The 13,230-nt window shown below is 50.5% G+C and carries 9 protein-coding genes and 1 pseudogene; 5 read left to right on the forward strand and 5 right to left on the reverse strand.

Annotation, left to right across the window (positions count from 1 at the left end; all coding sequences use genetic code 11):
• The first annotated feature begins 15 nt into the window (after window positions 1-15).
• The 4 genes from D3P07_RS27800 (at window position 16) to D3P07_RS15385 (ending at window position 8,084) form a co-directional block, all read left to right on the forward strand.
• The gene (locus tag D3P07_RS27800) at window positions 16-267 is read left to right on the forward strand and encodes a phage tail protein (RefSeq protein WP_310732557.1); all 252 of its coding nucleotides are present in this window, start codon (window positions 16-18) and stop codon (window positions 265-267) included.
• A 40-nt stretch (window positions 268-307) separates the two neighbouring features.
• Window positions 308-805 carry a phage tail protein gene (locus D3P07_RS15375; protein ID WP_119801102.1) on the forward strand — a complete coding sequence of 166 codons (498 nt, stop codon included), beginning with the start codon at window positions 308-310 and terminating at the stop codon, window positions 803-805.
• A gap of 11 nt (window positions 806-816) precedes the next feature.
• A complete protein-coding gene (locus tag D3P07_RS15380; RefSeq protein WP_119801103.1) occupies window positions 817-1,353 on the forward strand; it encodes a phage tail protein in 537 nt (178 codons plus the stop codon).
• Between the two features lie 191 nt (window positions 1,354-1,544).
• Window positions 1,545-8,084: an InlB B-repeat-containing protein gene (locus D3P07_RS15385; protein WP_119801104.1), complete on the forward strand. Its 6,540-nt coding sequence runs from the start codon at window positions 1,545-1,547 to the stop codon at window positions 8,082-8,084.
• Window positions 8,085-8,501: 417 nt separating this feature from the next.
• Here the strand turns inward: D3P07_RS15385 and D3P07_RS27085 are convergent, their stop codons facing one another.
• Complete coding sequence (locus tag D3P07_RS27085; protein ID WP_165861395.1) at window positions 8,502-8,639, reverse strand: hypothetical protein; 138 nt, start codon at window positions 8,637-8,639, stop codon at window positions 8,502-8,504.
• A gap of 362 nt (window positions 8,640-9,001) precedes the next feature.
• On the opposite strand from D3P07_RS27085, the pseudogene D3P07_RS27595 reads away from it, so the two are divergent.
• Window positions 9,002-9,088: pseudogene (locus D3P07_RS27595) on the forward strand (YjcZ family sporulation protein); the annotation flags it as partial.
• Between the two features lie 124 nt (window positions 9,089-9,212).
• Here the strand turns inward: D3P07_RS27595 and D3P07_RS15390 are convergent.
• From D3P07_RS15390 to D3P07_RS15405, 4 genes are read right to left on the reverse strand one after another with little or no spacing between them, the layout of a single operon-like run.
• On the reverse strand, window positions 9,213-9,677 hold the full coding sequence (locus tag D3P07_RS15390) for a RidA family protein (RefSeq protein WP_119801105.1): 465 nt from the start codon (window positions 9,675-9,677) through the stop codon (window positions 9,213-9,215).
• A 38-nt stretch (window positions 9,678-9,715) separates the two neighbouring features.
• Window positions 9,716-11,326 (reverse strand): N-acyl-D-amino-acid deacylase family protein, encoded by a 1,611-nt coding sequence (locus D3P07_RS15395; protein WP_119801106.1) that lies wholly within the window; start codon window positions 11,324-11,326, stop codon window positions 9,716-9,718.
• 27 nt (window positions 11,327-11,353) lie between these two features.
• Entirely contained in the window at window positions 11,354-12,478 is a 1,125-nt protein-coding gene (locus tag D3P07_RS15400) for an alanine racemase (RefSeq protein WP_182914343.1), read from the reverse strand.
• Between the two features lie 25 nt (window positions 12,479-12,503).
• Window positions 12,504-13,136 (reverse strand): helix-turn-helix transcriptional regulator, encoded by a 633-nt coding sequence (locus D3P07_RS15405; RefSeq protein WP_119801108.1) that lies wholly within the window; start codon window positions 13,134-13,136, stop codon window positions 12,504-12,506.
• Window positions 13,137-13,230 lie beyond the last annotated feature (94 nt).

The raw sequence follows: 13,230 nt of genomic DNA on the forward strand, positions 1-13,230 counted from the left end.
ACGGAGGCGGTCACTTTGACGACGCAGCAACTTCCAGTTCATACGCACATTGCTTCAGCTACTACGAATACAGGCAATATAGCCTCTCCCGAGAATGCGGTATGGGCTTCCATTACGAATTATTCGGAGGATGCAAGCAAGATCGTGTCGATGAGTGCGAATGCGATTACTCCATCAGGCGGAAGCCAGCCTCATAACAATATGATGCCAACGACGGTTGTTTCTTTTATTATCGCGCTGGAGGGGATTTTTCCTTCCGAAGGTTAACGCTACTATATATCACTATTTTATGAAATGAGGGATTAAGATGGCTGAACCATTTTTGGGAGAGCTGCGATTGTTTCCTTTTAATATAACGCCGCGCGGGTGGTTGCCTTGCGAAGGGCAGCTCCTAAATATCAACAGTAATCAAGCGTTGTACTCCTTGTTAGGCGCAACCTATGGCGGAGATGGAAGAACCAATTTTGCTCTTCCGGACTTGCGTGGACGGGTGCCTGTCCATGTAGGCGCAGGCATTAATTACGGTTTATCGGCTGGCGAGGCGAACCATACCTTGACAATAAATGAAATGCCAGCTCATACTCATCAAGCGATGGCTTCGTCCAATCCGTCAGATTTGCCAGATCCGCAAAATCAAGTGTGGGCAAGCGTTAGTGACCGATATGGCGAAGCGGCAGCATTAACGAACATGAATGCCGGTGCCATCGGCACTTCGGGCGGAAGTCAAGCTCATTCCAATATGCAGCCATATCTGACAGTGCGATATTGCATTGCATTACAAGGCATCTATCCATCACGACAATAGGAGGGTAAACCATGGATCCGTATCTCGGAGAGATTAGAATATTCGCAGGGAATTTTCCGCCTGTAGGCTGGGCGTTATGCAACGGACAGCTGATGCAAATTCGACAATATACAGCTTTATATAGTGTCATTGGCGTTCAATACGGCGGTGACGGCAAGACGACCTTTGCACTACCGAATCTAATGGGACAAGCTTCAATGGGAACTGGCCAAGGACCAGGATTGACGCCGCGTATGATCGGACAGCAAGTGGGGAGCAGAAACGAAACCTTGACGCACGATCAGATGCCAAAGCATATGCATGTCCCGCAAGCGGTCAATCAACCGGGAAAGGCTAGCAATCCGACGAATCAGTATTGGGCGGAAACAGCATCCTCTGGACGCCCGCCAAAGCAGCTACCTATATACAATGGTCAACAGCCGAATGTTCAGATGCTGCCGACAGCGTTGTCTGTACAGGGTGGAAGCCAGCCGCATAACAATATGCAGCCGTTTCTGGCAATGAACTTTATCATTTCTCTGGAAGGTGTATTTCCTCCAAGACAGTAGAAACCCAATACATAAATCTTATAAGATTTTCAGAACTGCATGACAACTGCGTAGGGCAATCGGCTCTATGCAGTTTTCTGTGTTAAATAGCAACAGAATTCAATAATTTGAATACCTATTGCCGCGTAATTGGACTGATCGTTGCATATACATCATTGGATGGCGGTTTTGGGAAAGGGAGAAGTGTTCGAATGATGAAGAGCAGCAACAGAACGCATGAGGGGGCACACAGAACGATTCGCGCTGTGATGCTCGTTGTGGCTATGATGGCAACGACTCTATGGGGAATTACCAGTGTCGCAATAGATAGGGCTCAAGCAGCTTGGGAAGGAACAGGCAATGGGACTTATGATTTTGGAGGTCCGCTAACGTCCTCTGACACTCTAGGTTTTCAGAAGAGTGGGGATAAGTTTTTAGTGAGTGATGGATTCGTTAGTGATCCGGGAACTACGAGTCTATGGTCGGAGAATCAACAAGAAGAAAATACAACCGGGACTTTCGTTTTAAAAGCTGAAGGGAAAACGGTCAATAAGTATTTCACTTTCAAAGATTTTGGAATTAGCCATGTTGATAATGGAGATGGTACCGGACGTATACTTACTCAATTGAACGTGGTATTAAAAGATCGTAATAATCAAATCATCGCCACTTTGAGTAATAGTGGAAACGTAAGGATTAATGATTCGGTTTCTCAATTGTCGACGTTGCTTGGGTCGGAAACCAGTTACACCTATGAAAATGTTACTACGCTAGAGTTGACTTGGAAATATGCCGACACAGTCGCACCGTCTAATTTGAACTTGGAGAATATTACGGTAGCAAATATTAGTGCTGGGTACGGTGTTGTGTATGACGGGAACGGTCAAACAAGCGGTACAGTCCCTACAGCGTCCAGCAAGGAATTCGCAGGCACTTCCATTACGCTAGCCGACAAGGGCACGCTGATACGTGATGGATACACATTTACAGGTTGGAACACGAAAGCGGATGGAACAGGCACTACATATCCGGCAAACTCGACCTATACGATCGGGTCATCTGATGTTACTTTGTATGCAAAGTGGGAGCCTAATCGCTATAGTGTAAGCTATAACGGGAATGGGCACCAAACGGGAACTGTTCCGAGCGATAGTGGCACGTATTTAACAGGTCAAACCGTGACCGCAGCGCTGCAAGGAACTCTAGCCAAGTCTGGTTATGTCTTTACAGGCTGGAATACGGCAGTTAATGGCACGGGCACTTCGTATGCTTCAGGACAGACGTTCACGATGGGTTCCGCCAATGTGACGTTATACGCACAATGGAAGCTGATTACGTACACGCTGAACTATGACGGAAACACAAGTGATAGCGGCACGGTACCGACAGGCGGTACATATGCTCCAGGAGCACAAGCAACGGTAGCGCCGCAAGGCAATTTGGTGAAAGCAGGATATTCGTTCAAAGTCTGGAATACGAAGGCCGACGGAACAGGCGATGCCTATGCAGTAGGCTCAACGCTGACAATGGGCTCGGCTAATGTGACGTTGTATGCACAGTGGGAATTGATCACGTACACGCTGAACTATGACGGAAATACAAGTGACAGCGGCACGGTGCCGACAGGTGGAACTTATGCTCCGAATGCACCAGTAACGGTTGCTCCACAAGGCAATTTGGAGAAAACGGGTTATTCATTCGAGAGTTGGAATACCAAGGCAGATGGCACAGGCGATGCCTATGCAGCAGGATCATCGCTGACAATGGGTTCGGCTAACGTAACGCTATATGCACAGTGGGAACTGATCAAGTACACGCTAAATTATGATGGAAACACCAGTGATAGCGGTACGGTGCCAACGGGCGGAACTTATGCTCCGAATGCACCAGTAACGGTTGCTCCACAAGGCAGTTTGGAGAAAGCGGGTTATTCGTTCGAAGGTTGGAACACAAAGGCTGACGGCACAGGCGATGCTTATGCAGCAGGCTCAACGCTGACAATGGGATCGGCTAATGTGACGTTGTATGCACAGTGGGAACTGATCACGTACACGTTAAACTATGAGGGCAATACCAGTGATAGCGGTACGGTGCCAACGGGCGGAACTTATGCTCCGAATGCACCAGTAACGGTTGCTCCACAAGGCAGTTTGGAGAAAGCGGGTTATTCATTCGAGGGTTGGAACACAAAGGCCGACGGCACAGGCGATGCCTATGCAGCGGGTTCAACGCTGACGATGGGTTCCGCTAACGTAACGTTGTATGCACAGTGGGAACTGATCACGTACACACTGAACTATGACGGAAATAATAGTGACAGCGGTACGGTGCCAACGGGCGGTACTTATGCTCCGAATGCACCAGTAACGGTTGCTCCACAAGGTTCTTTGGAGAAAGCGGGATATTCGTTCGAAAGTTGGAACACAAAGGCTGACGGCACAGGCGATGCCTATGCAGCGGGTTCAACGCTGACAATGGGTTCCGCTAACGTGACGTTGTATGCGCAGTGGGAACTGATTACGTACACACTGAACTATGACGGGAATAATGATGACAGCGGTACGGTGCCAACGGGCGGTACTTATGCTCCGAATGCACCAGTAACGGTTGCTCCACAAGGCAGTTTGGAAAAAGCGGGTTATTCATTCGAGGGTTGGAATACCAAGGCAGATGGCACAGGCGATGCCTATGCAGCAGGCTCAACGCTGACAATGGGTTCGGCTAACGTAACGCTGTATGCACAGTGGGAATTAATCACGTACACGTTAAACTATGAGGGCAATACCAGTGATAGCGGTACGGTGCCGACAGGCGGAACTTATGCTCCGAATGCACAAGTAACAGTTGCTCCACAAGGCACTTTGGAGAAAGCGGGATATTCGTTCGAGGGCTGGAATACCAAGGCAGATGGCACAGGCGATGCCTATGCAGTGGGTTCAATTCTGACGATGGGATCGGCTAATGTGACGTTGTATGCACAGTGGGAACTGATTACGTACACACTGAACTATGACGGAAATAATAGTGACAGCGGTACGGTGCCAACGGGCGGTACTTATGCTCCGAATGCACCAGTAACGGTTGCTCCACAAGGCAGTTTAGAGAAAGCGGGATATTCGTTCGAGGGCTGGAACACAAAGGCCGATGGAACGGGCGATGCCTATGCAGCGGGTTCAATTCTGACGATGGGATCGGCTAATGTGACGTTGTATGCACAGTGGGAACTGATAACGTACACGCTAAATTATGATGGAAATACCAGTGATAGCGGTACGGTGCCAACGGGCGGGACTTATGCTCCGAATGCACCAGTAACGGTTGCTCCACAAGGCAGTTTAGAAAAAGCGGGTTATTCATTCGAGGGTTGGAATACGAAAGCCGACGGTACAGGCACTGCTTATGCAGCAGGCGCGACCCTAATAATGGGCTCCGCTAACATAACGTTGTACGCGCAGTGGGAGCTAATCACATACTGGATCAGCTACGACGGCAACGGTAATGATGGTGGTGCTGTGCCATCGGGCAAAAACTATGCTCCAGGTACACAAGCCACTTTAGCGACGGCAGGCAACATGACAAAGTCAGGCTCTACGTTCATTGGATGGAACACCAAAGCTGACGGAACAGGTACAGCCTACGCAGCAGGCTCGACGCTTACCATTGGCACGTCCAACGTCACGCTCTACGCGGTTTGGACACTGCTACCGGAAGCGAAATACTACATTACGTACCAAGGCAACGGCATTACATCAGGCGTAGCGCCGACAGACAGCCAAGGCTACACCGCTGGTGCTTCGGCAACTGTACTCGGCAGCGGGAATATGGTGAAGAAAGGTAATACGTTTAGCGGCTGGAACACCAAAGCTGACGGAACAGGTACAGCCTACGCAGCAGGCTCGACGCTTACCATTGGCACGTCCAATGTCACGCTCTACGCGGTTTGGACCTTGCTTCCAGAAGCGAAATACTACATTACGTACCAAGGCAACGGCATTACATCAGGCGTAGCGCCGACAGACAGCCAAGGCTACACCGCTGGTGCTTCGGTAACTGTTCTCGGCAGCGGGAATATGGTGAAGAAAGGTAATACGTTCACCGGCTGGAACACCAAGGCTGACGGAACAGGCACAGCCTATGCAGCAGGCTCGACGCTTACCATTGGCACGTCCAACGTCACGCTCTATGCGATCTGGACCTTGCTTCCAGAAGCGAAATACTACATTACGTACCAAGGCAACGGTATTACATCAGGCGTAGCACCGACAGACAGCCAAGGCTATACCGCTGGTGCATCGGCAACTGTACTCGGCAGCGGGAATATGGTGAAGAAAGGTAATACGTTCACCGGCTGGAATACGAAAGCTGACGGAACAGGCACAGCCTATGCAGCAGGCTCGACGCTTACCATTGGCACGTCCAACGTCACGCTCTATGCGATCTGGGCGCTGCTACCGGAAGCGAAATACTACATTACGTACCAAGGCAACAGCATTACATCAGGCGTAGCGCCAACAGACAGCCAAGGCTACACCGCTGGTGCATCGGCAACTGTTCTCGGCAGCGGGAATATGGTGAAGAACGGCTACACCTTTGCGGGTTGGAATTCAAAATCTGATGGAACAGGGACGATTTATCTTGAAGGCCATCCGATTATCGTGCTTTCCAATGCGACCCTATATGCTCAGTGGACGGCTATTCCCGTAACTGCCTCTTCCATTACATACTCGGGCAATGGGCAGACTAGCGGGGAAGCCCCGGTCGACAACCATATGTATCCGGAAGGAACGGTTGCACAGGTTGCCGATAGCGGTACGCTTCAAAGGTCCGGTTATACATTCGAGGGCTGGAACACCAAGGCTGATGGAACAGGAACGAGTTTTTTGGCAGGATCAACGATTACGGTTGGTTCGGACAAAATCATTCTGTACGCGATCTGGCTGAAAGTGCCGGAGATCACGTACTCCATCACCTATGAAGGCAACGGTCACACATCAGGGGAAGCTCCATCAGATAATATCAGCTATCCGGGCGGTTCCACCGTAACCATTCAAGATGGCGGCACATTGGTGAAAACAGGTTATACCTTTGCAGGATGGAATACGAAGGCGGATGGAACAGGTACAGCGTATGTCCAAGGCGCAACGCTGCCAATGAGCGGAGATCTAATCTTGTATGCGCAGTGGACTCTCGTGCCGGCAGCTACTTATACAGTTGCGTATCTGGGCAATGGCCATACGAGCGGCAATATTCCCGTAGACAGCAATACTTATGAATCCGGCACATCCGTAACACTCGCTGGAATCGGGACCATGAGGAAATCGGGTTATTCCTTCTCCGGATGGAATACAAAAGCGGACGGAACGGGTACTGCCTATGCGGCAGGTTCTACCATAACGGTAGGGACAGAGAATATCATCCTGTATGCCAAATGGATCGTTACTTCCAATCCGGGAACGCCAGGAACGACCCCGGATACGAAACCGGAAACGACGGACAATAGCATTGTATCCGGGAATGTCATAGGGGATTCAGAAGATTTGATAGACAAGGTTAACACGTCTAATCAAAACCAAACAATCGACGTTCAACTGAACGAGGATAAAGTTGCGCAAAAGCTGGATGAAGAGGGAAAGCAATCCCAATTGAGTCTGGCCGTTGCTGCAGATCCAGAGCAATTTGCTGTGAAGCTAAGCGGCAAGATGCTTGTGAAGATTCATGAGAGAGAAGCAACATTGGAGATTCGTACCGAAAGCGCAGCATATACAGTGCCGGCGACGCTATTAAATCTGAATCAGGCTGCCGATCAGTTGGGTGCGAGTGTAGAGGATATGCAAATAAGTATTGAGATCAAAAAAACCTCTGCACAGCAACAATCAGGATTCAGTGAAGCAGCGGAGCAATCGGGTGCACAGCTTATTATTCAGCCGATTGAATTCACGATAACCGTAACGAGTGGCAATCGCTCGATTCAATTGAACAAATTCACTGGTTATGTAGAGCGGGAAATTCTTCTTCCGGAGGGCATCGATCCGTCCAAAATTACGACAGGCGCCGTGCTCGACAAAGACGGAAAAATCATCTATCATGTACCGACCTTTGTAGCTGTTCAAAACGGCCAGTATTCCGCTCATATTAACAGCCTGACGAACAGCATGTATTCGATCATTTGGAATCCCGTTACTTTCGCAGATGTGGAGAAGCATTGGTCGAAGCAGGACGTCAATGATATGGGCTCCAGACTTGTCGTGAAAGGAACGAGCGAAGATCGCTTTAATCCGGAGGGATCGGTAACGCGTGCAGAATTTGCAGCTATACTCGTTCGGGCGCTAGGTTTGCAGGAGAGCGGCTCATCCAGTTCCTTCAGCGATGTCAGCAAGAACGACTGGTATTATCAAGCTGTCGGCAAAGCAGCGGAGTACGGCATTGTGACGGGGTATACGGATGGCTCCTTTAAACCGGGCGCGACGCTTAGCAGGCAGGAAGCGATGGTTATGATTGCTAGGGCGATGCGAATTACAGCAAGCCATCCAGCTTTATCTGATTCAGCGAAGGCAGCCGCGCTGGTGAGCTTCAACGATAGAAGTCTGGTAGCGGCTTGGGCGGAGCAGTCCGTTGCTGAGACGGTATACAGCGGTCTGGCTAAGGGCAGCCCCGATGGCAACTTGAATCCGGAAGCAACTATGACAAGAGCCGAGACGGCTGTGATGGTACGCAGACTTCTTCAACAAGCGGGACTGATTAACAAGTCTTAGACCAAACATCAGTTATGAACCTATAAGATAGAGAGCTGCCTGCCGCAGCTCTCTTTTTTATCCATTCATTCGTACAGAGCACTTAATGCTCGTGAGGCTCACATTGATTCCGAAAAAGGTCGCACCTCTGGAGTTGAGCTGTCTGTAATCTTTTTGGAATGAATTGTGTCTGCAGGAGGGACAAGTGATGAAGATGTCTCCTATAGAATATCCCATGCAAATTCAACCTTCCATGCAAGTTTCTTATTGTTTATGTCATGCGACTTGGAGAGTTTCGGAAGAGAGATGAGCTGTAGAGTCTTGTCCATCACGCTATAGAAGGAAAGACCCGCCGAAGCGGGTCTTTCCGAGTGAGCTGTTCTGCTAAAGGGCATCGAACATGTCTGCATGCATGGAGGATACATATCAGACGTCAGATTACCATTTACCGCCGCCGAAACCGCCATAGCCGCCAAAGCCAAAGCAGCTGCAAGCGATAATCACCAACAGGATAAAGAGTACCAGGATCGCTCCAACGGAGTTGTTACCGTAAGCACCACCAACGCAACCGGACATTGTTACATGCACCTCCTTACGTTTTGAGTACTCTGTATGTTATTCGCCTCTGGTTCAATATGACTGGGCAAGTAACATGAGGACATTAAACTTCGGCTAACGCCTAGATAGCGGGGCAACGGGCTAGAGAGGCCTGGCCACATGCCGTGGCATATGAACAAAGGTGTGGGCAAAAAGCAAAAATAAGCAAACGCACAATTTTCCGATTCGCCTATACATATTGAGGAAAAATACATAGGATACTGTACCTTCAAAAAAAGGAGCTGAACAACTTGAATTACGCGGCAAACATGTCTGCAGCCAACGTATCCGCTGCCAATGTATCCGGCGGAGCTAACTCCCACTACCCCGTAGCAGGCGTAGCTTGCGGAAGTCCTTTCTCAAGCACTGGAGCTATCCTTGTTCTCTTCATTCTGTTGGTTATCATTACACGCACGATTCTGTACTAATCTACATTCAACTCTGATCTCGCAACGAACCAATCGCAAGCGTGTCCACATGCTGATGATAACGACAAAAAATCCCCAAGCGACAGAATCGCTTGGGGATTTTTACATTGTGCGGACGGCAGAATTAGTCACGAATCTCAGCAATCAGCTCGATCTCAACCGGTGTATGGAACGGAAGATCGCTTGTGCCGATTGCGGAACGAGCATGACGGCCAGCTTCGCCGAATACGTCGATCAGCAGCTGGGAAGCGCCGTTGATGACATAAGGCTGGTCGCCGAAGCCTGGTGCGCTGTTGACGAAAGCCAAGATTTTCACTACTTTTACCACGCGATCCAGATCGCCCAGGTATTGTTTCATAGCAGCAAGCAGGTTGATGACAACTTGGCGAGCCGCTTCTTGGCCTTGCTCGATGGTTAGATCGGAGCCAACTTTGCCCTCATACATAAGTACGCCGTCGATACGGCAGTCGAAGCCGGATGTGTAGATCAGGTTGCCCGTTTGGTTAACGGTTTTGTACAGAAATTTTGGTTCTGGCAATACCGGCAAAGTGATTCCTAGTTCAGCAAGACGTTGTTCGATTTTAGACATGTTCATTTCTCCTTTAAATCTTTTTTGGTTGCTGCGGATTAATGATGATGCGAGCAGCAGTGCTGAGCCCGGATTAACGAGCCTTCGCGTTTATGTGTATGGACGCCATGCGACAGAGTCAGCTGGCCTCCTACAACGACATGTGAGATCCCTGTTGGGAATTGGCGCGGATCGGCGAAAGTAGCCGTATCCTGAATCGTTTCCATATCGAAAACGGTAATATCGGCAGCATAGCCCGGCACAAGAAGTCCGCGTTTGCCCAGCTTGAAGCGTTGAACCGGGAACGACGTCAGCTTGCGGACCGCCTGCTCCAGCGACAATACCTTGTCATCGCGTACAAACTTGGCGAAGACGCGAGGGAATGTGCCATAGGTGCGAGGATGCGGCTTGCCGATCTCGCAGTTCAAGCTATCGGATGCGATTAGGGCTTTCTCATAGGAAATAACCTTCTTCACATCATCGTCAGACATATGGAAGTAGACAATCGCGATTTGTCCGTCTTCCTCCAGCAGCAGATCCATCATGCAATCTACAGGGTGCTGGCTGCGCATCTCAGCGATTTCTGCGATATGCTTGCCTTCCAGATGCTTGTTTTTATCCGAATTCACAGAAGAAACAATGACGCTGTTCCAGCCTGTGGAGCATACAAGGTTATCCCATTCGGTCTGCTCATGGCTAAGCTCTTCCTTGATACGGGCACGCAGGCTCGGATTACGGAAGGCTTCCAGTGTCGCTTCAATGCCGCCCTCCAATACCCATGGAGGCAGAACCGTTGTCAGTGTAGTCGATCCCGCATTGTACGGATAGACGTCAACGGTCACATCCATGCCGCGTGCTCTTGCCGCTTCAACCAGCTCCAGCGCATCCATAACCTTGCCCCAGTTGATTTTACCCGCCGCTTTCAGATGGCTGATGTGCAGCGAGATGCCTGTTTTTTCGGCAATCCAAATCACTTCGGCTACCGAAGGAAGCAGGTTGTTGCCTTCTCCGCGAATATGCGTGGAGAGCAGGCCATTGTACTTCGGCAAGACACTGCAAAGCTCAGCCAGCTCTTCGCGGGATGTATAGCTGCCCGGTGCGTAGAGAAGACCGATGGACAAACCGATAGCTCCTGCACGGAGGCCTTCCTCCAGCAATTCCTTCATACGCGCGATCTCGGCCGGAGTAGCGGGACGGTTCTCGAAGCCCATAACGGCGATACGCAGTGCGCCATGCGCAACATAAGTGGCGATATGCTCGGAGATAGAAGACTTGGCGACGTGGTCCATGTATTGGCCTACCGTCTCCCAAGGCCACTCCCAGCTTGTATTGCCGACAACCGGCTGAATGTATGTTTTCAGCAGATCCGCGTTGCTTGGAACGAGCGGAGCCGGAGCCAGCCCGCAGTTGCCCACAACCTCGGTCGTAACGCCTTGCTGCAGCTTGATGTCGCTGTTTGGATGATCCAGGATCATCAGATCGGAGTGGCAATGGCCGTCGATGAAGCCGGGGGAAATAATTTGGCGGCCTACGTCGATCACTTTATGCGCTTCTTGATCGATGCTGCCTACCGATACGATGATGCCGTCCTTGACGCCGATATCTCCTCTAAACCAAGGGTTTCCGGTACCGTCGACAATTTTTCCGTTCTTTAATACTAAGTCAAGCATGGTTAGCCAATCTCCTCTCGTATGGCGCTACTCCAGCAGGCCGCGTGCGGCTACTGGCGTTTGAACCAGCGTGCCGTCGGCTTGCTGCAGATAGACGAAGTTATGCAAGTTAATTGTGCTGCAGATGTGATTAGGAATAATGGCAATGACGTCACCGACCTGATAGGGGCTGTCGGCTTTTATCGAGATGACGCCATGCTCTTCGTTCATGCGCTCGAACACAGCGTCGGGATCGCCGACAATATGGCCGAAGCCCTTCAGATGGAGGGGCGCTTTGTCCGGCTGCACGTCCGTTGCGAATGTCTTGCTGCCGCCGTCGATGACAATCCGGGTGGGCGTCGGACGGCTTACTACAGTAGCCATAACAGCGCCTGCGCAATCGCTGGTCTCGCATAGCCCGAATGCGGCCTGCATGACATCTTGGTAAATATAAGTGCCGGGACGAACCTCTGTAATGCCTTCGATCTCTGCGGCGTACAGAGCCGTTGGCGAGGAGCCGACGCTAATGTCGCGGATCGCCACGCCAGCGGCGCGGATCGCTTCGGCCGTCTGAACCATGAAACGTCCTTCCTCATGGCCTGCCGCCCGAAGATCCGTCGTTGCAGAGCCGCTTAGCATCGCGCCGCGATAAGTGAAGATACCACTTAGCAAGACGCCGTCCAGCTTGGAGATTTGCTGAGCCAAAGCTGGTGCTGCAGATGCATCCACTCCCGTCCGGTTTAAGCCTGATTCGATCTCCATTCTCACTTCCAGCTGAACGCCGTGCTTCGAGGCTGCTTGCGAGATGCGCTGGGCTCCCTCCAGGCTATCCACGCCGATGATGAGGCGAATGCCGGATTGAACGAGCTTGACCGCTCTCTCCAGCTTGGACATGCCTACTATCGGATAAGCGACAAATATATCGGTAATGCCGCCAGATGCCATTACTTCTGCTTCAGCGATCTTGGCAACCGTAATGCCGACTGCGCCCTCGTCGAGCTGACGCTGCGCCATCTGAGGCAGCTTATGCGTCTTGGCATGCGGGCGAAGCTGAACGCTGGTTTTGTTGATCGCTTCCGCCATCTTGGCAATGTTGGACTCAACCGTTTTCAATGAGATGACGACTCCTGGTGTTTCGATTGCTGCAGCGATTGTGCTTGCGTTACGGCTCATTATGAAAGAACCTCCCATTAATCCTTCAAGATTTCGATTCTTCTAAGTAGTTATATAATGTGAATTTGGAGATGCTTAAGTACCCGCATATTTTCTCGCCCGATTTCTTAATCAGGAAAGCGCCCTTCTCATCCAAGAGCTGAATCAGGCGTATCTTATCATCCTTGGTCATGAGCGCCGGCGGTCTGCCGATCGTCTCCTGAGCCTCCATGATCAGTGTATCCAGCAGCTCGTTTACACTGCTGACGAACGATTCGCGGACTGGCTGAAGCCCGCTTCCCGTTAAGGATTGGAGCGTCTTCTCCGCCATCATAATATCGGTTATATCTAAGTTAATGCATACGGCTCCGATAATCTGGTCCGCTTTGTTCTTCACGTACATCGAGGTAGAGCGCAGGATGCGTCCGTCCGCCGTTTGGGTAATATAATTGTGGCGGTTGTCGCCGTCGGATGTGCCGCGCATAATCTCCAGACCGAGATTGGTGCTGGGGTCGCCGACTTTGCGTCCCGTTACATGTCCGTTCTCAATGGCGACGATGGTGCTGTCGTAAGGCTTCGACCAGTCATGAATGACGACTTCGCAATTGTCCCCGAATTGAGCGGCAATGCCTTTGGCAAGCTCGGCAAAAAACATAAATTCTTGGGATATAGTCTCCAACGTACGCCCCCTTTCCATACCTCTAACCTTTATCTAGTCCACATGGTACACCTACACAAGTGAAAAATCAAACTAAAATTTTGTTATACTAAAA

The sequence above is a fragment of the Paenibacillus sp. 1011MAR3C5 genome, assembly GCF_003591485.1.
Lineage (GTDB): Bacteria > Bacillota > Bacilli > Paenibacillales > Paenibacillaceae > Pristimantibacillus.

Excerpts from the sequence above, each read along its gene's own strand:
- D3P07_RS27085 (WP_165861395.1), bottom strand. The coding sequence starts at position 8,639 with ATGTCCGGTTGCGTTGGTGGTGCTTACGGTAACAACTCCGTTGGAGCG.
- D3P07_RS15395 (WP_119801106.1), bottom strand. The coding sequence starts at position 11,326 with ATGCTTGACTTAGTATTAAAGAACGGAAAAATTGTCGACGGTACCGGA.
- D3P07_RS15375 (WP_119801102.1), top strand. The coding sequence starts at position 308 with ATGGCTGAACCATTTTTGGGAGAGCTGCGATTGTTTCCTTTTAATATA.
- D3P07_RS15400 (WP_182914343.1), bottom strand. The coding sequence starts at position 12,478 with ATGAGCCGTAACGCAAGCACAATCGCTGCAGCAATCGAAACACCAGGA.
- D3P07_RS15385 (WP_119801104.1), top strand. The coding sequence starts at position 1,545 with ATGATGAAGAGCAGCAACAGAACGCATGAGGGGGCACACAGAACGATT.
- D3P07_RS15380 (WP_119801103.1), top strand. The coding sequence starts at position 817 with ATGGATCCGTATCTCGGAGAGATTAGAATATTCGCAGGGAATTTTCCG.
- D3P07_RS15390 (WP_119801105.1), bottom strand. The coding sequence starts at position 9,677 with ATGTCTAAAATCGAACAACGTCTTGCTGAACTAGGAATCACTTTGCCG.